This window comes from Micromonospora sp. CA-249363, from assembly GCF_050950185.1.
Taxonomy (GTDB): domain Bacteria; phylum Actinomycetota; class Actinomycetes; order Mycobacteriales; family Micromonosporaceae; genus Micromonospora.
Map to the genome: position 1 here is coordinate 3953096 of NZ_CP192020.1, position 22699 is coordinate 3975794.

The following is a 22699-nucleotide window of genomic DNA, read 5'->3' on the forward strand; positions in this document are numbered from 1 at the left end:
TACGGATGGGTACGGGGTCACGATCAGACGGTCTTCGCCACCTGCGTGATGTCCTTGAGGATCGCCGCGGGCGCCTTCTTGCCGGCGATGATCTCGGCGACGCTGTCGTTGATCTGCTGCCCGAGCGCGGGCGCGTACGCCTGGTCGAGGTAGAGCTGGAAGCCGGTGTTCTTGGCCAGGGTCTCCGCGACGACCTTGTTGTTCGGGTCGCTGATCGCGTCGGTGGCGTCCTTCACCGTGGGCAGGACCGCGCCGGTCTTCGCGGAACGGCGCTGGTTGTCGGCGCTGAGCAGGAACTTCAGGAAATCGATCGTGGCGGGCGGGGCGTCCTTGCCGACGGCGAAGCCGTTGCCACCGCCGAACACCTCGGTCGCGGTGCCCTTGCCGCCGTCCACGGCGGGGAACGGGAAGAAGCCCAGCTTGTCGCCGATGCCCTTCTTGCTGGTCGAGCTGGAGGCCTGCACCGCCGGCGCCCACTGACCCATCAGCTCCATGGCCGCGCCGCCGTTGCCCATGGTCGCGGCCTGTCCGTCCGGGGAGCCGTACTCGGCGCCGAGGAAGCCCTTCTGGAACGGCTGCAGGTCGACGAGCTCCTTGAGCCGCTCACCGGCGGCGACCAGGTCGGGGGTGTCGAAGTTCTTGTCGTCGACGGCCTTCTGCAGCGCGCCGACGCCACCGATGCGCATCGCCAGGTACGACCAGTAGAAGTGGGCCGGCCACTTGTCCTTGCCGGCGATGGCGACCGGGGTGATGCCGGCGGTCTTGAGCTTGCGGACCGCGTCGAGCAGGGCGGTCCAGGTGGTGGGGGGCTCGGTGATGCCGGCGCGGGTGAAGAGGTCCTTGTTGTACCAGAACCCGACCATGCCGATGTCGAACGGGATGCCGTAGATCTTCCCGTCGATCGTGTACGGCCCCATGGCGGCCGGCAGGATGCCGCCCACCAGGTCCTTCACGTCGTCGGTGAGGTCCTTGACCAGACCCGCGTCGACCTGCTGCTTGAGCACGCCGCCGCCCCAGGACTGGAAGAGGTCCGGCGGGTCGCCGGCCTGCGTGGCGGTGGTGAGCTTGGCCTTGAACGCCTCGTTCTCCAGCGGCTGGATGGTGAAGGTGACGTTGCTGTGCGCGGTCTTGTACTCGTTGGCCATCGCGGCCCAGACCGGCAGCATCGGCTCGGTGTTCTGGATGTGCCACCAGTTGATCGTCTGCGCCGCGTTCGGGTCGCTGGACTTGTCGTCGCCGCTACAGGCGCTGAGCAGGTAGGCGCCGGCGCCGGCGCCGGCGATGCCGAGCAGCGATCGGCGGGAGAGGTGCGCTGTCATGATCCATCCCTTCGGGGACTCACGGTTTGCTCGGACGCCGGCCGAGCCGGCAAGGGTTGGAACCTGGATCTCCGGAACTTTCATTGCTTCGTCGGTATTACCGATCGATGGCCGGGACGCTACGAGCAGTTCCCCCAGCGGTCAAGACCCCTGTCCTATCGCGATAAGACCGGCTACCGTACGAGGGGCTTCCAGTGATCTGGTCCCGCAAGTTTCCGGAAGTTTCACAGCCGCACCGCACAGAGGAGCCCCCGTGTCGACCGACACCGCTGACGTGGCGACCGCTGCCTGGTCGATCCGCAACCCCGTCCTCGCCGGGTTCCACCCGGATCCGTCGATCCTGCGCGTCGGCGATGACTTCTACCTCGCCACCTCGACCTTCGAGTGGTATCCCGGGGTACGCGTGCACCACTCACGCGACCTCGTGAACTGGCGCCCACTGGGTGGGATCATCACCGACCGCCGGCTGCTGGATCTGCGCGGCTGCGGCGACTCCAACGGCGTGTGGGCGCCCGACCTGACGTACCACGACGGAGAGTTCCACCTCGTCTACAGTGACGTGGCCAGCTTCGCCAGCGGTTACTGGGATCCACAGAACTTCCTGATCACCGCGCCCGACATCGCCGGGCCCTGGTCCGACCCGGTGAAGCTGCACGGGCGCGGCTTCGACGCCGCGCTCTTCCACGACGACGACGGCACCAGTTGGCTGCTGAGCATGAGCGCGGACTGGCGTCCGGGCCGGGACCGCTTCGGTGGCATCGAGATCCAGCAGTACGACCGGGAGGCGCGTCGTCTCGTCGGCCGGCCCCGCATCCTGTTCACCGGTACGCCGGTCGGGGTGACCGAGGGGCCGCACCTGTACCGCCACGACGGCTGGTACTGGCTGATCACCGCCGAGGGCGGCACGAGCTGGGAGCACCAGGTCACCGTGGCACGCTCGCGGGAGTTGTTCGGCCCGTACGAGGTGGACCCGGACGGGCCGCTGCTCACCTCGGTGGGCCGTCCGGACCTGCGCCTGCAGAAGGCGGGGCACGGCAGCCTGGTCCAGACCCCCGACGGTGGGTGGTACCTGGCCCACCTGGTCGGCCGCCCCTACTCACCCCTGGGCAACTGCGTGCTCGGGCGCGAGACCGCGATCCAGCGGGTCGAGTGGCCGAACGGCGGCTGGCCCCGCATTCCCGGCGGCGTTCCGGCCGAGGAGGTCGTCGCTCCGGACCTGGCACCGCACCCGTGGCCCGAGGAGCCCGCCACCGACGACTTCGACGCCGCCGAGCTGGCCTCCTGCTGGTCGACGCTGCGCCGGCCGGCAACGGCGGACTGGGTCGACCTGCGCTCCCGGCCCTCGCACCTCCGCGTCCACGGTGGACAGTCGCCGGTGGGTCGCCAGGCGCCGAGCCTGGTCGCACGACGGGTCGGGGCGACGCACTGCTCACTGGAGACGGTCGTCGAGTTCGATCCGATCGACCACCGGCAGCTCGCCGGGATCACCGCGTACTACAACACCCTGAACTGGCACCACCTCTACCTGACCCGCGCCGACGACGGCCGTACGGTGTTGGAGCTGCTCAGCTCCGACAACGGCCGGCGTACCCCGTACCCCGAGCTGACGGTTGACGCCAGCGGTGTCACCCGGGTCGGTCTGCGGGCGGTGTTCGACGGGCCCGTGGTCCGCTTCGACTACGACCTCGGGGCCGGGTGGCAGCGCCTGCCCGTCGACCTGGACGCGACCATCCTGTCCGACGAGCACGCCGCGCTGATCATCGACGGGGAGCCCGCGGCGTGGGGCTTCACCGGCGCCTTCGTCGGCCTGTGGGTGCAGGATCTCGGTGGTGACGGGGTGTACGCCGACTTCGACCACGCCACCTACCGGGAACACTGACCACGCGAAGGCCTCACGGCCGTCGGGCGACCGCGCGCAACTCGCCGAGGGTGGTGCGGAACCCGCGACCCGACGCCGTCGCGTCCTCGGTGCGCAGGCCGGTCACGGCCATGGCCTGCGAGCGGGTGGCCGCGACGGCGTCGTCGTCGGATCCGGTGACGTCGAAGATGCCGAAGTCGCCGCTGAGCGTCCGGTACGTCGACGTCGCGGCCCCCGCGTCCTGGGACAGGTAGAGGACCACGTTCTGACCCGCGTCGAGGGTGGACATGTGGGCCATGTCCGCCACCCCGGCGTCGAGGCTGGCGAGCGTGATCGACGCTCCGGGGCGTACCCCGGAATCGGTTCTGGCCCGCAGCACCTCGTCGACCCGGAAGCCGGCGGACGCGACCTGGCCGCGGACGACCAGGTCCGCGGTCTCGGTGAGCTGCTGCACCGTGCCGTACCCGCGCAGCTTTCCCCGCGCCGGCGCGGGCGGCGCGCTCGCCGCCGGCGCGACCGCGCCGCCGGTGGTGGGCGCGGCGGCCGGCTCGGCGCCGTCGGCGCTGGCGCAGGCCGACAGCGCCGCGACCGCGAGCACGGCGGTCGCGGCGGCCCACCAGGGCAGGGTACGGCGGAGATCGACTGCCATGGCACGCTCCTCGCGGTCGGTGGCGCTGCTGACGCACGCCTGTGTGCGCTCCAGGCACCGTCGGGGGCCGCGCGCGGGCTGACGATAGCGACCGGCACGCACGGCCGGGCAACGGCCGGATGAACAAATGATCTTTGTCTCCGACGTGTCACGTCGGCTCGCTCGCCACCCTGTCCAACCGACGGAGCGCCCGCCGGGTCGCGTCCTCGTCGGCGGGCAGCAGCGGCAGTCGCACCGCCGGGGTCGGGATGCGTCCCCGCGCGTGCAGCACGGCCTTGATGACGGTCGGGTTAGGTTCGGCGAACAGCGCGGCCGACAGGCCCGCGAGTCGATGACCGAGCGACCGTCCGCGGACGACGTCGCCCGCGCGCCAGTGGGTGACCAACCGGGCGAACTCCGTGGCCGCGACCTGGGCCGAGGCCGCAATGGCACCGTGCGCGCCGAGGGCGAGCAGCGGCGCGAGGAGCGGATCGTCGCCACCGAGTACGGCGAAGCCGGGCGGGACGTCGGCGAGGAGGTCGATCGTGTCCGCGTCGATCTGACCCGTGGCGTACTTGACGCCGACGACGCCGGGCACCTCGGCGAGCCGGCGGAGGTCATCGGCGTCGAGGTGCTGCCCGGTCCGGTACGGGACGTGGTAGACGACCAGCGGCACCGGGCTGGCCTGGGCGAGGTGGACGAAGTGGGCGAGCACTCCCGCAGGGCCCGGACGAAGGAACGGGGGTACCAGGCTCAGGGCCGCCGTCACCTCGGGTCGCTCCCTCAACGTGCGTAACGCCGCGACGCTGTTGGCGCCGACGAGCAGGCGCGCGCCGCGTTCACGGCACACCGTGGCCAGGACGTCGAGGACCAGGCTCTGCTCCTCGTCGCCGAGGGCGGCCGGCTCGCCGGTCGTGCCCAACGCGACCACACCGGCCGCCCCGGCGTCCAGGGTGTCGTGGGCCAGCGTGGTCAGCGCGTCGGTGGCGACGGCTCCGGACCTGTCGAACGGGGTGATCAGGGGCACGTACAGGCCGGTCAGGGTCATGCCTCCACTGTCGATGGGTCGGATCGGGTAGGTCCAGTTCCGATTGCTCACGCAATACCTAAGCTGGGCTGATGCTTGACGTCCGTCGCCTCGTCCTGCTGCGGGACCTGGCCCGTCTCGGCACCATCGCCTCGGTCGCCCAGGCGCACGCCTACACGCCGTCCGCCGTGTCGCAGCAACTGGCCGCTCTGCAACGGGAGGCCGGCACCCGGCTGCTGGAGCGCACCGGCCGCCGGGTCACCCTCACACCGGCGGCGACCGCGCTCGTACGGCACACCGAGGTCGTCCTGGCCGCGCTGGAAGCCGCCGACGCGAGCCTCGCGGCCGCGCGAACGGGACTACGCGGGAGCGTCCGCATCGGCGCCTTCCCCAGCGCCGTCCGCACCCTGCTCCCGGCTGCGCTGGTCACCCTGGCCCGCGACCATCCCGCGCTCGACCTGAAGATCACCGAACTGGATCCGGTCGACATGCCGGCCGCCCTGCGGAGCCGGCAACTCGACGTCGCGCTGCTGCACGACTACGACATCACGCCGGTCGCGCCCGACCCGGCGCTGGACTCGATCGCACTGCTGGACGAGCCGGTCCACCTCGCCGTACCCCCTGGGGTCGTGTCGGACGACCACGGCGCCGATCCGGTCGGCGCAGCGCGCGACGCGCAGTGGATCGTCGGCACTCCCGGGACGCTCTGCCACTCGGTCGCCCTGCACGTCTGCCGGATGGCGGGCTTCGCTCCGGCGGTGCGGCACCACGTCGACGACTTCACCGCCACGCTCGCGCTGGTCGCCGCCGGCGAGGGCGTCGCCATCGTCCCCCAACTCGCCGTTCCGCGGCCCTCCCCCGAGGTTCGACTCCTCCCGCTGGCCACCCGCCGCCGTACGCGGGTCGCCTATCGCAGGGGCGCGGGCGACCACCCCGCGGTGCTCGCGTGCGTTTCCGCGCTGCGAGGTGCCGCCACCACAATGCCCGGTTGAGCCCGATTGACAGGTGATCGACATACTGCTATCTGTTAATACAGTTTCCTGATATTCAGGGTGCCCGCCGGGGCCCGACGTCGCGCCGGGCACCCACCGGCCGGCGGCCTGCCGCCCCTTCCCCGAGGAACACCATGGTGCGCAAGAGAACAGCCGCCTACGCCGTGGGCACCCTGCTGATCGGCGTCGCGGCGGTCGGCTACGGCCTGCCGTCCGCCAGCGCCGCGACCGCCGGCCCGATCACCGGCCTGGCCGGCAAGTGCGTCGACGTGGCCGGCGCCAACTCCGCCAACGGCACAGCGGTGCAGCTCTACGACTGCAACGGCTCGGCGGCCCAGACGTGGACGGTGGGCAACAGCGACAGCTCCATCCGCGCGCTCGGCAAGTGCCTCGACGTCACCGCCGCGTCGACCACCAACGGCGCCAAGATCCAGCTGTACGACTGCAACGGCACCGGTGCCCAGAAGTGGACCCCCGCCAGCGGCGGCGCTCTCGTCAACACCGCCTCGGGCAAGTGCCTCGACGTGACCGACCGCAGCACCGCGAACGGCGCCCGGCTACAGATCTGGACCTGCGGCGGCACCACCAACCAGCAGTGGACCCTCCCCGGTGGCGGCACCCCCACCCCCACGCCGACCGCCAGCGGTTCCACCGGCACCAACCTCGACGACCCGGCGAAGAAGGACGTCGCCATGCAACTCGTCTCGGCGGCGGAGAACTCCTCGCTCGACTGGCGCGCCCAGTTCTCCTACATCGAGGACATCGGCGACGGTCGCGGCTACACCGCCGGCATCATCGGCTTCTGCTCCGGCACCGGCGACATGCTCGAACTCGTCCAGGCGTACACGAACACCAAGCCCGGCAACGTGCTGTCCGGCTACCTGCCGGCGCTGCGCGCCGTCAACGGCACCGCGTCGCACTCGGGCCTCGACCCGAACTTCCCCCGCGACTGGCGCACCGCCGCCAACGACTCGGTGTTCCGGGCCGCGCAGGAGGCCGAGCGGGACCGGGTCTACTTCAACCCGTCGGTCCGCGACGGCAAGAACGACGGGGTACGGGCACTCGGCCAGTTCGCCTACTACGACGCGGCGGTCATGCACGGGTACGAGGGCATGCGTCAGATCCGCAGCCGCGCCCTCACCCGGGCGAAGCCGCCGGCCCAGGGCGGCAACGAGCGGACCTGGCTCAACGCGTTCCTCGACGAGCGGGTCATCGAGATGAAGAAGGAGGAGGCCCACTCGGACACCTCCCGCGTCGACACGGCCCAGCGGGTCTTCCTCAACAACGGCAACTTCAACCTGAACACGCCGTTGGTCTTCGCCGTCTACGGCGAGCAGTTCCGCATCGGCTGATCCGCCTGCCGAACAGCGTTCGGTAACGGTGGTCATCGCGCCGCCGCCCCCGGTCCGGATGGACCTGCGGGTGGCGGCGCGATCGCGTCCAGGCCGTCGACCTCGCCGTTGATGACGCTCTGATCGGTCATGGTGACTAAAACTGTCGTACACCTGTTCTAGTGTCGGGTCATGGTCGAGGAGCTGGCGCAGGCGGACGGGGCGATTTCCGCCTGCCTCGACGCCGCCGTCTGGAGCCTGACCGAGCAGGAGCTTGTCGCCGCGCTCGATGCCACGCACCGCCTCGCGCAACGCCTCGCCGCGCTCCAACTGACCCTCGTCCGCGAGCTGGACGGTCGTGGCACGGCTCGCGCCCAGGGCGCGTCCGGCACCGCCGTCTGGCTCCGCGAACGTCTACGCCTCACGATTCCTGCCGCCCGGCGGCTCGTCGACCTCGCCGCCGCTCTCGACGACGGCCGCAACGACGGGGTCCGGGAGGCGCTGGCCGACGGTGCCATCAGCATGGAGCAGGCCCGAGTCATCGCCGACACCGTGACCACCGTGCACTCCGCCGCCGGTGCCGCGGTCGCCGACAAAGCCGCCGGCGTCCTCGTCGACTGGGCCGGCCAGTTCGACCCCACCCTGCTGCGACGGATGAGCACCCGCATCCTCGACCACGTCGCACCCGACGTCGCCGACGCCGCCGCGAAGGCCGCACTGGACGCCGACGACCGCCGGGCCGGCCGCGACCGACACCTCACCGTGTCCGAGCAGACCGACGGTCGGCTGCGACTCGCCGGAACGCTCGACGCCGAGACCGCCGGCCTGCTCCGGGCCGCCATCGACCCGCTCAGCGGCCCCAGCGGCCCGGACGACACCCGTACACCGGGTCAGCGCCGCCACGACGCCCTCGCCGACGTCTGCAGACTCGCCCTCCGCACCGGCGACCTACCCGCGAATGGTGGCGAGCCCGCCCAGGTCGTCGTCACCACCGGCTACGACACCCTGAGCCGACAGCTCGGCGCCGGCACGCTCGACACCGGCCTCACCCTGACCCCGCAGACGGTACGTCGACTCGCGTGCGACGCCGCCATCCTCCCCGCCGTCCTCGGCGGCAACAGTCAACCACTCGATGTCGGGCGGCAACGCCGTCTTGTCAGCGGCCCCCTGCGCCGCGCCCTCGTCTTGCGGGACCGTGGCTGCGCCTTCCCCGGCTGCGACCGTCCACCCCGCTGGTGCGACGCCCACCACATCCGCCACTGGGTCGACGGCGGCGACACCAGCCTGGCCAATGCCGTGCTGCTCTGCGGCTACCACCATCGCCACGTACACAAGGGGGACTGGACAATCCGGCTCGGCAGCGACGGCACACCGGTGTTTGTCCCGCCGGCCTGGCTGGATCCCCACCAGATCCCCCGCCGCAACCGCTACCACCGGCGCAACTAGGACACGAGAGCGGGAGTGTGGGCGGCGCCAGCGCTGGCGCGGGGCCAGCCCTTCGCGTCGCAGCCGGTGTCCCGCGTGAACGATCCGCTCCGCCTCAACGACCACCAGGGTCTCCTCGGGAAGCGGTTCCCGCCTGCGCGGAACTGGCGGTGTCGTCGTGTCCCGACGAGCCGCCGACTTCGGCGTCTCGCCAGTGGGGTGGGCGGCCGCTCGCTCCGCCCAACCAGACCGACAGGGGCCGTTGCTGCCGTCCCATGGATCGGCGCATGGCGTTGACCAGGTCCAGGTGCGCGCGGGCCGGTGCGATCATCACCTGCTCGAAATCGCTCTGCGACAGCGGTGTCGTCGTCGTGTCCACGCCTGCGGTGGCATCCAGGAGCCCGTGCACCGCCCGGCCGAATCTGTCGATCTCGGCGGCGACGGCGCTCGGGGCGACGAGACTGGCCGACATCAGGGCCGTGCTCCATGCTCCCCAGTCGTAGTCCCAGGGGGTGCGCCCGAGGTGGGCGCGCCGCAGGATCATCGAGAACGTCGCGTACTCCCGCAGCAGGTCCTGATAGGCGACGAGTTGACGATCCCGTAACCAGTGCCGGTCCTGTGCGCGCCGGGCGAGCATTCCGCCGACGACGACACCGGCGGTGGCCGCGAGCGCTCCACCCACTGTCGTCACCACGACGTCCAGCAACTCCATGGGCTCTCCCCCGTGAACGCGGACCGCGGGTTGACCTCAAGTTCGGATGAGGTCCTAGCCTCCGACATCGGAGGTACGCATGAGCATGGAAGTTACCGCGTGGACGTCTCTGCGCCACGCGATGAACGCGCGGGACGAGCGACCGCTGTCCCGCGCCACCCTGAAGCGGATCGGGCGGTTCGCCCGGCCACACCGCGCGCGGATCGTCAGATTCCTGCTGTTGAGCGTGGTGACGGCCGTACTCACGGTGGCGTCGCCGATTCTCGCGGGTCGGGTGGTCGACGCGATCGTGGACGGCGCCGACGGCGGTGTCGTGGTCCGGTTGGCCGTCCTGATCGCCGCGATCGCCCTCGCCGAAGCCGGCCTGGGCCTGGTGACGCGATATCTCTCCGCCAGCATCGGCGAAGGGCTGATCGTCCAACTGCGGACGGCTGTCTTCGACCACGTCCAACAGATGCCGGTGGCGTTCTTCACCAGGACCCGGACGGGCGCGCTGGTCAGCCGCCTGAACAACGACGTGATCGGCGCGCAGCGGGCCTTCAGCGACACCTTGTCCAGTGTGGTCGGCAACGCGGTCACCCTGATGCTGACGTTGGCCGTCATGCTCAGCTTCTCGTGGCAGATCACGCTGTTGGCGCTCGTCCTGCTGCCGATCTTCGTGCTACCGGCCCGCCACATGGGGTCCCGGCTCGCCCGCTTGCAGCGGGAGGCGGCCGAGCACAACGCGGCCATGAGCACGCGCATGACCGAACGGTTCTCCGCACCCGGCGCCACGCTGGTCAAGTTGTACGGACGACCGGCCGAGGAGTCCGCCGAGTTCGCCGCCCGGGCCCGGCGGGTACGGGACATCGGCGTCCGTACGGCGATGCTCCAGTGGGTCTTCATCACCGCGCTCACCGTGGTCGGTTCGCTGGCGCTGGCCCTGGTCTACGGGCTGGGCGGCCTGTACGCCCTGCGGGGCAGCCTCGACGCCGGGACCGTGGTGGCTCTCGCGCTGCTGCTGTCGCGGCTCTACGCGCCGTTGACGTCGCTGGCCAGCGCCCGCGTCGAGGTGATGAGCGCGCTGGTGAGCTTCGAGCGGGTCTTCGAGATCCTCGACCTCAAACCGTTGATCCTCGACAAGCCCGACGCCCGACGCCTTCCCGACGGACCGGTCGCGGTCGAGTTCGACGGGGTGCGGTTCGGCTACCCGTCGGCCGACCGGGTGTCCCTCGCGTCCCTCGAGGACGTGGTGAAGCTCGACACGCGTGGCGGCGAGGACGTGCTGCACGGGGTGTCGTTCCGCGCCGAGGCGGGTCAGATGGTCGCGCTGGTGGGCTCCTCCGGGGCGGGCAAGTCGACGATCGCGCAGTTGGTGCCCCGCCTGTACGACGTCGACGACGGGACGGTGAAGCTCGGCGACGTCGACGTCCGTGACCTGTCCGCCGAGTCGATCCGGACGGCGTTGGGTGTGGTGACCCAGGACGGGCACCTCTTCCACGAGAGCATCCGCGCCAACCTGGCGTTCGCCCGGCCCGACGCCACGGAGAACGAGATGTGGGACGTGCTCCGGCGGGCCCGACTCGACGACCTGATCCGTACGCTTCCCGACGGGCTCGACACCATCGTCGGCGAACGCGGGTACCGCCTGTCCGGCGGCGAGCGGCAGCGGTTGACGATCGCACGACTGTTGCTGGCCCGGCCGCGCGTGGTCATCCTCGACGAGGCCACCGCGCACCTCGACTCCACGTCGGAGGCGGCGGTCCAGGACGCCCTCGCCGAGGCTCTGAGCGGCCGCACGAGCGTGGTCATCGCGCACCGCCTCTCCACGATCCGGGCGGCAGACCAGATCCTCGTCGTGGAGGACGGCAGGATCGTCGAACGCGGACGTCACGGCGACCTGCTCGCGGCCGGCGGTCGCTACCACGAGCTGTACCGCACGCAGTTCTCCCAGGACCAACCGACGGGCCAGGACCAACCGACGGGCCGGGACCAACCGACGGGCCAGGACCAACCGACGGGCCAGGAGCAACGCGTGCCGATCCAGACCACCGTGCCGGGATAGCTGCTCCACGACGTCGCCGCCCGCCTCGGGTCGATCCCCGGGGCGGGCGGCGAGTGTCGACGGTCAGTCGTCGTCGCCGTCGTCCGCGTCGTCGTCCTTGTCATCGGCGTCGTCGTCCGCGTCGACCGGCTCCTGCTCGGCCTTGACGACCGAGCCGTTCTCACGGTCGACGTCCACCTCGTGCTCGGTGTCGCCGGCGACGATCTCGATGCTCCAGACCGGGCGGCCGTTCTCCTGCTCGGCCTCGACCTCGACGATCTGGCCGCCGCCCGCCTTGGCGAGCGCGATCTCACCGGCGCGCTTCTCGTCGACGGCGGCGCCGGCCGGCGCGCCGCCCGCGGACGGGGCGACACTCGACGACGGGGCACTGCTCGTCGGCGTACCCGATGGGGTGCCGGTCGACGACGGATCGCCGGTCGCCGGCGCGGCGGTGGTGGTGGTGTCGGGCGTCGGCGCGACGGTCGCCGCGGCGAGCGTCGTGTCGGTACGCGAGTCGTTCGCGGCGGTGACGCCGAGCGCGACCGCCGCGGTCGCCAGCACCGCCGCCCCACCGACCGACGCCAGGAGCAGGTTGGTCCGCTTCATGATGGTGTTCACCTTTCCTCGTTGTCGACTACGAGGATCGGCTGAATTCCGATAGCAGCGCGCTGTCCGAACGCTAAGGCCGGGTTAAGCCGGCAGGAGCGACATCCGCATGAAGACGTCGGCGCGGGCGTACGGCGGCAGCGGGATCTGCTCCGGTGCGACGTGCTGGAAGCCGGCCCTCTCGTAGAGGTGCACGGCGTTCGGGAGCTTGGTGCTGCTGCCGAGGAACAGGGTGGCCGCGCCGAGCTGGCGGGCGCGCTCGATCGCCGCCTCGATGAGCTGGCGGCCGAGGCCTCTGCCGCGCGCCGCCGGGGCCACCGCCATCTTCGACAACTCGAAGACGTCCTCGGAGTAGCGCACCAGGGAGACACAGCCGACGATCTGCCCGTCGTCGCGGAGGACGAGCACGTCGCCGCCCGGTTCGACGATGGCGGCGAACGGGTCGGCGAGCGTCTTACGGTCCGACTCCTCGATGGTGAAGGAGCGGGAGATCCACTCTTCGTTCAGCGTCCGGAAGGCCGCGGCCTCCTCGGCGGTGGTCATGGACGTGACGGTCAGCGTGCTCGGGTTCATGCCCCGATTCTCCGGTCGCCGCCATTCGTACGTCCAATATCTTGTTGGAACTGATTCGTATCCTCAACGTATGGATCCCGAGTTGCGCCACCTGCGGTACTTCGTCGCGGTCGCCGAGGAGCTGCACTTCGGCCGGGCCGCGGTGCGGCTGCGGATGGCCCAGCCGCCGCTGTCGCAGCAGATCCGCCAGCTCGAGGCGATGATCGGTACGCCGCTGTTCGTCCGCACCTCCCGGTCGGTGGCGCTGACGCCCGCCGGCGAGGCGTACCTCGTCCGGTGCCGGCGGGTGCTGGCCGCCGTGTCCGACGACGTGCACGAGGCGAGCCGCATCGGGCGCGGGGAGCAGGGGCGCTTCGACATCGGCTTCGTCAGCTCGGCGATCCAGCTCGGGCTGGCCGGGCCGATCCGTCGTTTCCGTGAGCGCCACCCGGCCGTCCACCTCCGCCTGCACGAGGCGTACACGGCGCAGATCGTCGACCGGCTGCTGGACGGCGAGGTCGATCTCGGCGTGGTGCGGGATCCGGACGACCACGACGACCTGGTCGGCGTCACGTACGCCACCGAGTCCTTCGTCGCCGTCGTGCCGGCCGACCACCCGCACGCGGGAGACCGCGCGATCGACACGGCGGTGCTGCGGGACGACCCGTTCGTCTTCATCCCACGCGTGGCCGGCGAGCGGGCCTACCAGCGCAACCTGCGGCCGTGCCTGGACGCCGGCTACACACCGCGCATCGTCCAGGTCGCCGGCAGTTGGACCACCGTGGTGCACCTGGTCGCGGCCGGCCTCGGAGTGACGATCGCGCCGGCGAGCGTCACCGCCGTGGCGCCCCCTCCGGTGGCGGTGCTGCCGTTGACCGGCACCGAGGCCACCACCGAGGTGCGGATCCTGCGCCGCCGGGACGACGACCGGGTCACCTCGACGGGCTTCGGGACGGCTGGCCGCGCCGGTTGAGTTCCGCCTCCAGCCGCTGGACGAGGGTCTTGCGGTCCTTGCCGGCGTGCTCGTTGCGCAGGGCGGTCCGGAGCTGTCGCGTGTCCATGCCACGGACGAGTTTGCTGGCCTCGGCGACCGACATCTCCGAGATCCGGCCGGCCGTCGTGGCGTCGCGTCGTGCCTTCTTCGCCGGCCCGGTGTTGGCGACGTACTGCCGACCGGTCCGGGACGCCTCCCGCTTCTTGGTGTCGGTCGCGCGCTTCTGGCTCTCGGACATCTCGTCCCAGGCCTTCTTGGGCAGGTAACGGCTCGTGGTGCCGTCCTTGCGGGCTCGGGCGTCGCCCTCTTTCGTCTGCCACTTCTCGTTGCCCCAGCGCTGCAACGCCTTCTGCCGCTCGTCCTTTTCGCCCAGGAATCCGCCGCCGCGCCGCTTGTACTCCTGCGTCACCAGCTGTGACTTGCGCGCCGACCACTGACCGGGCCTGCCGCCCTTGTCGGACGCCTTGATCTCTTCCTTGATCTGCTCTCTGAGCTCGGGTTTCGTGTACCGCGCCATGGTTGGCAGCTACCCGGCAGCGCAGCGGCTATGCCTGGCGCTGCGGCGGTGGGCCGAGCCGCAGCACCACCTGCGCCCCACCTCTCGGGCCGGAACGCAGCTCCAGCCGCCCGCCGCCGGCCTGGGCGGCGCGGCGGGCGATGTCCAGACCGAGCCCGGTGGAGCCGGCCGCGCTGGCGCCCCGCTGGACGGCGCCCGCCGGCATCCCGGGTCCCTCGTCGGCGACGGTGAGCAGCACCTCCCCGGCGTCGGACGCGAGCCGGACGGTGAAGGGCGTGCCGTCGGGGGTGTGCGCGAAGACATTGCCGAGCAGGGCGTCCACGGCGGCCGTCAGGTCGTCGGCGGCCACGGCGACGGTCAGCGGGCCGGGGGCCAGGTCGAGGTGGACGGCCCGGCCGGTGTCCTCGGCGAGCACCGACCAGAACGCGACCCGGTCGGCGACGATCGCCGCGGCGTCGGACGCGACCGTGCCCGGCGCCGGCGCACGACGCCAGCGGGCCTGCTGGATGAGCCCGGTGACCGCCCGTTCGAGCCCGTCGGCGGCGGCCGCGATCCGGGCCGCGTCCTCCGGGTCGCGCAGCGACTCCGCCTCCAACCGCAGCGCCGTGAGGGGTGTCCGCAGCCGGTGGGACAGGTCCGCGACCTGCTCGCGCTCCTGGAGCAGGAGGACCTGGATCCGGCCGGCGAGGTGGTTGAGCGCGCCGGCGACCTCGCGCAGCTCGGCCGGGCCGGCGGGTACGACCCGGGCGTCCAGCTCGGCGTTCGCCAGGCGGTGCGACACGGCGGACAGGTCGCTGATGGGCCGCACCAACGTGCGGGCCAGCCGGTCGGCGACCACCAGCCCGATCAGCACCAGCACCACACCGAGCAGCGCCAGCACCAGCCAGGCACGGGTCACCCCGGCGGTCAGCTCCTGCCGGGGAACGACGATCCGGATGACGCCGGTGCCGTCCGCCCGGCCCTGCACCGCGATGACCACCTCCCGGCCGGCAGCCGACTCCCCGGTGAGGCTCTGCCCGCGTGCGGCGAGGGCCACCGCGGGCGTACGGGGCGCCTGGGCGCCGAGCACCGTGCCGTCGGGCAGGAAGACGCTCACCGGTCGGCCGGACTCCGCGGCGAGCTGCTCGACGGTGAGCCGGATGGTGGGCGCGTCGGCGGTGCCGACCACCGGCACGAGGCTCTGCGCGTCGGCGGTGGCCCGGACGGTCGCCCGGTCCTGGGCGACCGTCCGCACGAGCAGCGCCAGCGGCACCAGGAACGCGACGAGCGTGAGGACGCTGACCGCGGCGACCAGCAGCGCCAGACGCGCCCTCACGGGCGGACCGCGGGCGCTTCGAGGCGTACGCCGACGCCGCGCACGGTGTGCAGGTAGCGGGGGTTCTGGGCGGTCTCCCCCAGCTTGCGGCGCAGCCAGGACAGGTGCACGTCGACGGTCTTGTCGGCGCCGCCGTACGGGATCTGCCAGACCTCGGTGAGCAGCTCGCGTTTGGTGACCACCTGACCGGGCCGCCCGGCCAGGTGGTGCAGCAGGTCGAACTCGCGCGGCGTCAGCTCCACCAGCGTGCCGTCCAGGGTGACCTGTCGGGACCTCGGGTCGACGCGCAGACCGCCCACCAGGAGGGACGGATCCTGTGCGTCGAGGCCGGCGGCCCCGCGTCGCAGCACCGCGCGGGCACGGGCGTCGAGCTGCGCGGCGGTGAACGGCTTGACCACGTAGTCGTCGGCGCCCGCGTCGAGGACCCGGACGATCTCCGCCTCGTCGTCGCGGGCGGTCGCCACGATGACCGGCACGGAGCTGACCGCGCGCAGCATCCGCAGCAGCTCGCGTCCGTCCAGGTCGGGCAGGCCCAGGTCGAGCACCACCAGGTCGGGCCGGTCGTCGAGGGCGTCCCGCAGGCCCGCCATCGCGGTCGAGGCCGCGGCGACCGCGTGGCCGCGTTCCCGCAGCCCACGCAGCAGCGGGGTACGGATGGTCAGGTCGTCCTCGATGAGCAGCAGGCGGGCCACAGCAGGCAGGCTAGCCGGTGTCGATGCCGGCGCGACGCACGTTAACCGTGCCTTAGCCTCCGGATATGCGGACGACAACCGTGGATCGGGGATAGTCGGTGCCATGAGCCGTCGTTCGATCCTCGTCGCCGCCGGGTGGGTGGCCACGGTCGCCGTGGCGACCCTGATCGGGTTGGGCGCGATCCGGCTGGTGGGCGAGAGCATCACCGGCACGCCGGGCGGGGTGCGCAGCGAGGCCGAGATCGAACGGGCGCTCGCGTCGCCCGAGACCCCGCCGAGCGGCACCGTGGGCGTCGCGCCGGGCGGGCCGTCCACGGCGAGCGCCGCGCCGAGCACGAGCGCCGGGGTCCGCCGTAGTTTCGCCACCGGCGGCGGCACGGCCGTGGCCGAGTGCGGCCCCGACGGGGTACGCCTCGTGTCGTGGGCGCCCGCGCAGGGTTACCGGGTGCGCGAGGTGGACCGGGGCCCGGACGACGACGTCGAGGTCACCTTCGAGGGATCGGCCGGCCGGCACGAGTTGAAGGTCCGCTGCATCGGCACCGAACCGGTGGCCGTCCCCGACGACTAGCGGAACGAACGGCGTGGCCGGCACGGAGATCCGTGCCGGCCACGTCGTGGTGGTGGTGGTTCAGCTCGTGTACGCCTCCACCTCCCAGAGGGAATGGCCGTAGCCGGTCCCCCGGGCCGTGCCGTAGATGCGCAGGTAGCGGCCGTTCGCGCCGAGGCCGCTGTGCTCGTCCACGCCACCGTCGGCGCCGGTCACCGTCTTCACGGTGGTCCAGGTGGTGCCGTCGTTGGAGGTCTGGATCTGGTACGCGCTGCTGTACGCCGCCTCCCAGGCGAGCTTGACCCGCCCGATCGCGGTGGGGCTGCCCAGGTCGACGCGGATCCACTGCGGGTCGGAGAACGTGCTCGACCAGCGGGTGGCGAGGTTGCCGTCGACGGCCTGGGCGCCCGTCACGTCGGCGCCCTCGGTGCTGGACGTCGTCGTCGGCTTGTTGAGCAGCAGGTTGCCGCCGGTCGGGGTGCCGGTGCCGCCGTACACCTCGAACTCGTAGAGCGAGTAGCCCCAGGCGGTGCCCCGGCCGGTGCCGAGGAGCCGGACGTACCGGCCGGAGCCGGTGAGCCCGGTCAGGTCGTCCACCCCGCCGTCGCCGCCGGTCACCGTGCGGATCGTGGTGAAGGTGACGCCGTCGGTCGAGGTCTGGATCTGGTACGCGCTGCCGTACGCGGCCTCCCAGGTCAGCTTGACCCGACTGAGGGCGTACGTCGCCCCCAGGTCCACGTCGATCCACTGCGGGTCGCCGAAGGCGCTGCCCCAACGGGTGCCGGCGACACCGTCGAACGCGTTGGCCGCGACGAACGCGCCCTCGTAGCTGGATGCGCGTGCCGGCTTGCCCTTGGCCAGGTTGGTGCCCGTCCCGGGATCCGGGTCCGGGTCCGGGCCGGGCCCGCCGGGGCTGGTGGAGAGGGTGAACTCGTCGATGTCGAACCACGGGCCGGTGCCCTTGAACACCAGGTACAGCGTCCGGGTGCCGGTCGGCGCGGTGACCCCGCCGGTGACGGTGGCGAAGTTGGCGTACCCGCCGGTGGAGGTGACCGTCGCCGAGCCCACCAGCTGTCCGGTGGGTGAGTCGACGCGCAGCTCCAGCGTCCCGCCGCCGCCGGCCGGCGCGCCGACCCGGGCGCTGAACGACTGGATGCCGGTCAGGTTGTACGGACGGAACGAGATCCAGTCGTTGTTGTCGATGTAGCCGACCGCCGCCCCGCCGTGCCCGGCCGCCCCGGCGACGATCTGGACGCCGGACGAGTCACCGAAGTGCTCGGCCTGGCGGACGCGGGGTTGCAGCACCGCCTGGGTGTGCGTGGTCAGCGCCGGCTGGCCGCCCCCGCCCAGATCGGTGTACTCGGCGTCGATGATGCCGAAGATGTTCGCCGCGGTGTCGTGCTCGCCGTCGGCCGAGGTCTGGATGACCCCGGTGCAGCCCTGCACGCTGCCGAGCTGGTGGCCGTGCGAGTCGTGGCCGAGGACGTAGTTCACCTTGACCCGTGCGCAGTTGATGGTGCCGTCCTGGGCGTCGGTGACCGTGACGGAGAACGGGATCGCGTCCCCGAAGTTGAAGGTCTGCCCGTTCAACGGGGTGTTCACGGTGACCACCGGCGCGCTGTTGCCGACGGTGACGACCACGCTCGCGGTGGCGGTCTTGCCGGTGGTGTCCCGCACGGTCAGCGTCGGGCTGCGCGTGCCGTTGGTCGTGTACGTGAAGCTCGGGTTGGCGGCGGTCGAGTCGGTGGTGCCGTTGTTGTCGAAGTCCCAGGCGTAGGTGAACGGGTCGCCGTCCGGGTCGAGGGTGCCGGCCGAGGAGAAGGCCACGGTCAACGGCGCGGTCCCGCTGGTGGGGGTGGCGGTGACCTTCGGCACGGGCGCCCGGCCTCCGCGGGCGTACTCGATGCGGTAGAGCGCCGAGTTGGCGTCGCCGTTGAACCAGCCGGTGCCGTAGTCGAGTACGTAGAGCGCGCCGTCCGGGCCGAACTCCATGTCCATGACCTGGGTGCCGGTCCACGGGAACGGGTTGATCTTCAACGGCTGACCGCTGGAGTCGAGCTTGACGTTCTTGATCCAGCGGCGGCCGAACTCGCCCGCGAAGAAGGTGCCGTCGTAGTACTGCGGGAACGCCACGGGCGAGGTGTTGTTCGGGTCGTACCGGTAGACCGGACCGCCCATCGGCGACAGGCCACCGCCGGTGAACTCGGGCGGCGAGCCGGAACCGCCGTACGGCAGCCAGGCCGGGACGGCCGGCGGGAGCTGGGTGATGCCGGTGTTGTTGGGCGAGTTGTTGACGGGTCCGCCGGCGCAGTCGAACTTCGGCCCGGACGGCCCGGACGGGAAGGTGTAGTCGTTGTACGCGTCGTTGCGGGCCGTGCAGTACGGCCAGCCGTAGAAACCGGGCCGGTCGATCCGGGCGAATTCCACGTTGCCCGCCGGCCCCCGGTTCGGGTCGGCGGTGCCCGCGTCGGGGCCGTAGTCACCGAGGTAGACGATGCCGGTGGCCTTGTCCACGCTCATCCGGAACGGGTTGCGGAAGCCCATCGCGTAGATCTCCGGACGTGTCCGCGCCGTGCCGGGCGCGAACATGTTGCCGGCCGGGATGGTGTAGCCGCCCGCCGCGCTCGGCTTGATGCGCAGAACCTTGCCGCGCAGGTCGTTGCTGTTGGCCGAGGTGCGCTGCGCGTCGAAGGCCGGGTTGCGGCCGGACCGCTCGTCGATCGGCGTGAAGCCGGCCGAGTCGAACGGGTTGGTGTCGTCCCCGGTGGACAGGTAGAGGTTGCCGGCCGCGTCGAAGTCCATGTCGCCGCCGACGTGGCAGCACATGCCCCGGCTGGTGGGCACGTTGAGGATCAGCGTCTCGCTCGCCATGTTGATGGTGTTGTCGGCGTTCACGGTGAAGCGGGACAGCCGGTTGACCCCGTCCCAGACGGCGAAGTCGGCAGCCGTGCCGGTGGCCGGCGCGCCGCCGCCGGGCGTGCTCAACGGGGGCGCGTAGTACGCGTACACCCAGCGGTTGGTGGCGAAGTTGGGGTCGGCCTTGATGCCCTGCAGGCCCTCCTCGTCGCCGGTGTAGACGGCGAGGGTGCCCGCGACCTTGGTGTTGCCGGCGGCGTCGGTGTGCCGGATCACGCCGTTGCGGGAGGTGTGCAGCACACCCCGGTCGGGCAGGACGGTGAGGCTCATCGGCTCGCCGGTCTCGGCCGCGCCCTTGGCCAGCTCCACCTGCTGGAAGTTGGTGGTGACCGTCGGGCCGCAGTCGGCGGTGACCGCTCCCGCCGCGGTCTGGATGCCGCCGAGCAGGTGCTGACGGAAGGCCGTGTCGGTGTACGAGGCGTCGGTGTGGCCGAGGCCGGTGTACCACGCCCGACCGCCGGAGTAGTTCTGGCACCAGGAGATCGGGTGGTCGTACCCCATGCTGCCGCCGGTGTAGGTGCTCTCGTCGAGAGTGGCCAGCACGTGCACGTTGCCCCGGGGGTTGGTGCGGTAGTTGTACAGCTCGTCGAAGCGGCTCCACCGCTGCGGCAGCGCCCGGGTGGACGGGTGCACCTGGTCGGCGACCTTCACGGTGGCGGTCTGCTCGGCCGGGTGCGAGGCGAAGTACGCGCCGACGAGCCCGCCGTACCACGGCCAGTCGTACTCGGTGTCGGAGGCGGAGTGCACTCCCACGTAGCCGCCGCCGGCGGTGATGTAGCGCTCGAAGCTCGCCTGCTGGGCGGCGTTGAGCACGTCGCCGGTGGTGGACAGCCAGATCACCGCCGCGAACCGGGCGAGGTTGGCGTCGGTGAACTGACCGGCGTCCTCGGTGGCCTCGACGGTGAAGCCGTTGGCCGCGCCGAGCTGCTGGATCGCCGTGATGCCGGGGGTGATCGAGCCGTGCCGGAATCCGGCGGTCTTGCTGAAGACCAGGACGGTGAACGGGGCGGCACTGGCCGCGGGGGGCGTGGCGACGACGCCACCCAGCACGAGGATCGCGCTCAACACAGCGCCGAGCCACGCTCTCAGGGATCTGCGCACGGATTGGTCCTTTCGCGGGACGACGTGCGCCGATCACGCCGGTGGTGGTGTGCATGCATCGTTACGGGTCGATTACCACCTCGTCAAGGACTTCCGCACTATCCGAGAGAGCGTTATCTCGGCAGGTCAGGGCGACTGCGGCGAGGGAGATCAGATTACGGTTTCCGAGCGACCCTGAACCCGTCAGGGGCGGCCGGGCGCCTCGGCGGGGCCCGTGCGGGTGTCGAGCACGGCGACGACGGTGAGCGCCAGGGCGGCCGTGACCAGGACCGCCAGCCCCGGCAGCCGGGCACCGACCGGGACCGCCGCCGCCAGCACCAGCGCCCCGACCAGACGGTGGACGGAGTGTCGACCGAAGACAGCGTGGTCCGCCCAGGCCTGCGCGAGCAGGAACAGCGCGGGCCCGCCCATGAGGATGACCGCCAACGGGTACGTGCGCTCGCCGGTGGGGTGGGCGATGACCAGTTCGAATCCGACGGTGGTGATCAGCACGCCGGCCACCGTCACCAGGTGGTTGTACGTCGCCATCTCACCGAGTCGCGCCGGGGACGGCGCGTCACGCACCGCCGTCGGCAGCCGGTGGCCGGCACGGTGGAAGTAGATCCGCCAGAACAGCACGGTGATGGCGAACGCGATCACGAACGCGGCGATCTCCACCGGGGTGAACGGGCTCGCGCTGGAGGTCAGGCCGACGACCAGGATGGCCTCGCCGAGCGCGATCAGGAACACCTGCTGGTAACGCTCCACGAGGTGGACCCCGTTGATCACCCACTGGTTGACCCGGGACGCGCCGAGTCGGGGGATCGGCCAGCCGAGGGCGAACCCCACGTACTCGATGGCCAGCGCGCCGGCCCACACCGCGGGCCGGGCGTGCTCGCTCGAAACGGCGCCGACGAGCCAGGGCACGGCGGCGACCGCCGTCCAGATCGTGATGCGGAGGGTCACCAACCGCCGCGGATGACGGCGCAGCGCCAGCGTGAGCGCGAGCGGCCGGCCGAGCTGGATGGCGACGTAGGTGCCCGCGAACACCGCGGCCCGGGCGCCGAAGGCGCGGGGCATCGTGACCGCCAGAATGAGCGCGCCGAGCATGACCGCGATCACCAACGCCTGGACGAACGCCAGCGCGGGGTCGTAGAGGCTGGTGACCCAGGCCGCCAGCATCCAGATCAGCCAGAGCGCCAGGAAGAAGAACAGCGTCTCGGCGGCGCTCGCCAGCACGTTCCGTTCGGGCTCGCTGGCGTCCAGCTCGTCGATGAGCCGTTGCGCCACCCGGGTCAGGGCGAAGACGAAGGCAAGGTCGAAGAAGAGTTCGAGGAACGCCGCCCGGGGCGCGGCCACCGGATCCCGCAGCAGGCGTCCCGTCCACGTGTGCGACATCCGTGCACCCCTCGGGCACTAACGAGCCCGGTGACGGCGGGTTGCGCGCGGCCAGCCGGCCGGCTGCGATCTCCTATAGTCGGTCGGTGGGCACGGAACGGGTGCGGCAGGCGTACGGCGCGGTCGCGGATCTGTACATCGAACTGTTCGGCACCCGCGAGCAGGTGCACCCCGACGACCTCGCCTTCGTCGGCCGACACCTGGCGGGCCTGCCGGGTCCGGTGCTCGACCTGGGCTGCGGCCCCGGCCACCTGACCGACCACCTGCGGTCGCTGGGCGTCGACGCCACGGGCATCGACGTGGTGCCCGAGTTCATCGCCCACGCGCGGGCGACCCACCCGAGCGGCAGCTACCGCCTCGGGTCGTTGGACGACCTCGACGTGGCCGACCACACCGTCGCCGGCATCCTGGCCTGGTACTCGCTCATCCACCTGCCCCCGGAGCGCCTCGACGGCGTACTGACGACATTCCGACGGGCCCTGATCCCGTCCGGAGCGTTGGTGCTGGGCCTCTTCTCCGGCGACGAGGTCGACGCCTTCGACCACAAGGTCACGACCGCGTACCGCTGGCCGGTCGACGAGATCTCGGAGCGGCTGACGAGGGCCGGGTTCGCCGAGGTGGAGCGCCTGGAACGCCCCGACGGCGGCCCGCACCGGCCGCACTACGCGATCGCGGCCACCGCGACGGGGTGAGTCGGGCCGCCCACGAACAGCGAGCACCACGAGGAACGCTCAGCCGACGCTAAGACCGCCCTCAAGGCCCGTTCC

The 22699-nt window shown here is 71.7% G+C and carries 19 protein-coding genes; 8 read left to right on the top strand and 11 right to left on the bottom strand.

Annotated features, from left to right (window positions below; all coding sequences use genetic code 11):
* Window positions 1-23 precede the first annotated feature (23 nt).
* Window positions 24-1319, bottom strand: coding sequence for an extracellular solute-binding protein (locus ACQPZK_RS18130; RefSeq protein ID WP_433534108.1), 1296 nt, complete (start codon window positions 1317-1319; stop codon window positions 24-26).
* A 253-nt stretch (window positions 1320-1572) separates the two neighbouring features.
* Here ACQPZK_RS18130 and ACQPZK_RS18135 point away from each other — a divergent pair, with 253 nt between their 5' ends.
* Window positions 1573-3198, top strand: a complete 1626-nt coding sequence (locus ACQPZK_RS18135; protein ID WP_433534109.1) for a glycoside hydrolase family 43 protein — start codon at window positions 1573-1575, stop codon at window positions 3196-3198.
* Window positions 3199-3211: 13 nt separating this feature from the next.
* On the opposite strand, the gene ACQPZK_RS18140 is transcribed toward ACQPZK_RS18135, so the two are convergent.
* Both ACQPZK_RS18140 and ACQPZK_RS18145 read right to left on the bottom strand, forming a co-directional pair.
* Complete coding sequence (locus tag ACQPZK_RS18140) at window positions 3212-3826, bottom strand: hypothetical protein (protein WP_433534110.1); 615 nt, start codon at window positions 3824-3826, stop codon at window positions 3212-3214.
* A gap of 148 nt (window positions 3827-3974) precedes the next feature.
* Window positions 3975-4853, bottom strand: a complete 879-nt coding sequence (locus ACQPZK_RS18145) for a dihydrodipicolinate synthase family protein (protein ID WP_433534111.1) — start codon at window positions 4851-4853, stop codon at window positions 3975-3977.
* A gap of 71 nt (window positions 4854-4924) precedes the next feature.
* Here ACQPZK_RS18145 and ACQPZK_RS18150 point away from each other — a divergent pair, with 71 nt between their 5' ends.
* The 3 genes from ACQPZK_RS18150 (at window position 4925) to ACQPZK_RS18160 (ending at window position 8601) form a co-directional block, all read left to right on the top strand.
* A complete protein-coding gene (locus tag ACQPZK_RS18150; RefSeq protein ID WP_433534112.1) occupies window positions 4925-5824 on the top strand; it encodes a LysR family transcriptional regulator in 900 nt (299 codons plus the stop codon).
* A 134-nt stretch (window positions 5825-5958) separates the two neighbouring features.
* On the top strand, window positions 5959-7176 hold the full coding sequence (locus tag ACQPZK_RS18155; protein ID WP_433534113.1) for a chitosanase: 1218 nt from the start codon (window positions 5959-5961) through the stop codon (window positions 7174-7176).
* A 171-nt stretch (window positions 7177-7347) separates the two neighbouring features.
* Window positions 7348-8601, top strand: a complete 1254-nt coding sequence (locus ACQPZK_RS18160) for a DUF222 domain-containing protein (protein ID WP_433534114.1) — start codon at window positions 7348-7350, stop codon at window positions 8599-8601.
* A gap of 94 nt (window positions 8602-8695) precedes the next feature.
* On the opposite strand, the gene ACQPZK_RS18165 is transcribed toward ACQPZK_RS18160, so the two are convergent.
* Window positions 8696-9292 (bottom strand): hypothetical protein, encoded by a 597-nt coding sequence (locus tag ACQPZK_RS18165; RefSeq protein WP_433534115.1) that lies wholly within the window; start codon window positions 9290-9292, stop codon window positions 8696-8698.
* A 79-nt stretch (window positions 9293-9371) separates the two neighbouring features.
* On the opposite strand from ACQPZK_RS18165, the gene ACQPZK_RS18170 reads away from it, so the two are divergent.
* Window positions 9372-11336, top strand: a complete 1965-nt coding sequence (locus ACQPZK_RS18170; RefSeq protein WP_433534116.1) for an ABC transporter ATP-binding protein — start codon at window positions 9372-9374, stop codon at window positions 11334-11336.
* 63 nt (window positions 11337-11399) lie between these two features.
* On the opposite strand, the gene ACQPZK_RS18175 is transcribed toward ACQPZK_RS18170, so the two are convergent.
* Together ACQPZK_RS18175 and ACQPZK_RS18180 are read right to left on the bottom strand one after the other, a co-directional pair.
* The gene (locus ACQPZK_RS18175; protein ID WP_433534117.1) at window positions 11400-11933 is read right to left on the bottom strand and encodes a PepSY domain-containing protein; all 534 of its coding nucleotides are present in this window, start codon (window positions 11931-11933) and stop codon (window positions 11400-11402) included.
* Between the two features lie 72 nt (window positions 11934-12005).
* Window positions 12006-12494 carry a GNAT family N-acetyltransferase gene (locus ACQPZK_RS18180; RefSeq protein WP_433534118.1) on the bottom strand — a complete coding sequence of 163 codons (489 nt, stop codon included), beginning with the start codon at window positions 12492-12494 and terminating at the stop codon, window positions 12006-12008.
* A 70-nt stretch (window positions 12495-12564) separates the two neighbouring features.
* Here ACQPZK_RS18180 and ACQPZK_RS18185 point away from each other — a divergent pair, with 70 nt between their 5' ends.
* Complete coding sequence (locus tag ACQPZK_RS18185; RefSeq protein ID WP_433534119.1) at window positions 12565-13446, top strand: LysR substrate-binding domain-containing protein; 882 nt, start codon at window positions 12565-12567, stop codon at window positions 13444-13446.
* Here ACQPZK_RS18185 and ACQPZK_RS18190 read toward each other — a convergent pair.
* Genes ACQPZK_RS18190 through ACQPZK_RS18200 form a run of 3 tightly spaced genes read right to left on the bottom strand, consistent with a single transcriptional unit; the run spans window position 13406 to window position 15991 of the window.
* Window positions 13406-13984, bottom strand: a complete 579-nt coding sequence (locus ACQPZK_RS18190) for a DUF5872 domain-containing protein (RefSeq protein ID WP_433534120.1) — start codon at window positions 13982-13984, stop codon at window positions 13406-13408. The genes ACQPZK_RS18185 and ACQPZK_RS18190 overlap by 41 nt on opposite strands.
* A gap of 28 nt (window positions 13985-14012) precedes the next feature.
* Window positions 14013-15299, bottom strand: a complete 1287-nt coding sequence (locus ACQPZK_RS18195) for a HAMP domain-containing sensor histidine kinase (RefSeq protein ID WP_433534121.1) — start codon at window positions 15297-15299, stop codon at window positions 14013-14015.
* Window positions 15296-15991 (bottom strand): response regulator transcription factor, encoded by a 696-nt coding sequence (locus ACQPZK_RS18200; protein ID WP_433534122.1) that lies wholly within the window; start codon window positions 15989-15991, stop codon window positions 15296-15298. Before ACQPZK_RS18200 ends, ACQPZK_RS18195 begins: the two co-directional genes overlap by 4 nt.
* Before the next feature lie 103 nt (window positions 15992-16094).
* On the opposite strand from ACQPZK_RS18200, the gene ACQPZK_RS18205 reads away from it, so the two are divergent.
* Window positions 16095-16559, top strand: a complete 465-nt coding sequence (locus ACQPZK_RS18205) for a septum formation initiator (RefSeq protein ID WP_433534123.1) — start codon at window positions 16095-16097, stop codon at window positions 16557-16559.
* A 60-nt stretch (window positions 16560-16619) separates the two neighbouring features.
* Here the strand turns inward: ACQPZK_RS18205 and ACQPZK_RS18210 are convergent, their stop codons facing one another.
* Entirely contained in the window at window positions 16620-20555 is a 3936-nt protein-coding gene (locus ACQPZK_RS18210) for a ThuA domain-containing protein (protein WP_433534124.1), read from the bottom strand.
* A 183-nt stretch (window positions 20556-20738) separates the two neighbouring features.
* The gene (locus ACQPZK_RS18215; RefSeq protein WP_433534125.1) at window positions 20739-21932 is read right to left on the bottom strand and encodes a low temperature requirement protein A; all 1194 of its coding nucleotides are present in this window, start codon (window positions 21930-21932) and stop codon (window positions 20739-20741) included.
* 86 nt (window positions 21933-22018) lie between these two features.
* Between ACQPZK_RS18215 and ACQPZK_RS18220 the strand changes: the two genes are divergently transcribed.
* Window positions 22019-22624: a class I SAM-dependent methyltransferase gene (locus ACQPZK_RS18220; protein WP_433534126.1), complete on the top strand. Its 606-nt coding sequence runs from the start codon at window positions 22019-22021 to the stop codon at window positions 22622-22624.
* The last annotated feature ends 75 nt before the right edge of the window (window positions 22625-22699 follow it).

What these genes read in the sequence shown, in the direction of transcription:
- ACQPZK_RS18165 (WP_433534115.1), bottom strand. Translation starts at nt 9,292, where the DNA reads ATGGAGTTGCTGGACGTCGTGGTGACGACAGTGGGTGGAGCGCTCGCG.
- ACQPZK_RS18205 (WP_433534123.1), top strand. Translation starts at nt 16,095, where the DNA reads ATGAGCCGTCGTTCGATCCTCGTCGCCGCCGGGTGGGTGGCCACGGTC.
- ACQPZK_RS18170 (WP_433534116.1), top strand. Translation starts at nt 9,372, where the DNA reads ATGAGCATGGAAGTTACCGCGTGGACGTCTCTGCGCCACGCGATGAAC.
- ACQPZK_RS18150 (WP_433534112.1), top strand. Translation starts at nt 4,925, where the DNA reads ATGCTTGACGTCCGTCGCCTCGTCCTGCTGCGGGACCTGGCCCGTCTC.
- ACQPZK_RS18160 (WP_433534114.1), top strand. Translation starts at nt 7,348, where the DNA reads ATGGTCGAGGAGCTGGCGCAGGCGGACGGGGCGATTTCCGCCTGCCTC.
- ACQPZK_RS18215 (WP_433534125.1), bottom strand. Translation starts at nt 21,932, where the DNA reads ATGTCGCACACGTGGACGGGACGCCTGCTGCGGGATCCGGTGGCCGCG.
- ACQPZK_RS18185 (WP_433534119.1), top strand. Translation starts at nt 12,565, where the DNA reads ATGGATCCCGAGTTGCGCCACCTGCGGTACTTCGTCGCGGTCGCCGAG.
- ACQPZK_RS18155 (WP_433534113.1), top strand. Translation starts at nt 5,959, where the DNA reads ATGGTGCGCAAGAGAACAGCCGCCTACGCCGTGGGCACCCTGCTGATC.
- ACQPZK_RS18180 (WP_433534118.1), bottom strand. Translation starts at nt 12,494, where the DNA reads ATGAACCCGAGCACGCTGACCGTCACGTCCATGACCACCGCCGAGGAG.
- ACQPZK_RS18130 (WP_433534108.1), bottom strand. Translation starts at nt 1,319, where the DNA reads ATGACAGCGCACCTCTCCCGCCGATCGCTGCTCGGCATCGCCGGCGCC.
- ACQPZK_RS18140 (WP_433534110.1), bottom strand. Translation starts at nt 3,826, where the DNA reads ATGGCAGTCGATCTCCGCCGTACCCTGCCCTGGTGGGCCGCCGCGACC.
- ACQPZK_RS18145 (WP_433534111.1), bottom strand. Translation starts at nt 4,853, where the DNA reads ATGACCCTGACCGGCCTGTACGTGCCCCTGATCACCCCGTTCGACAGG.
- ACQPZK_RS18190 (WP_433534120.1), bottom strand. Translation starts at nt 13,984, where the DNA reads ATGGCGCGGTACACGAAACCCGAGCTCAGAGAGCAGATCAAGGAAGAG.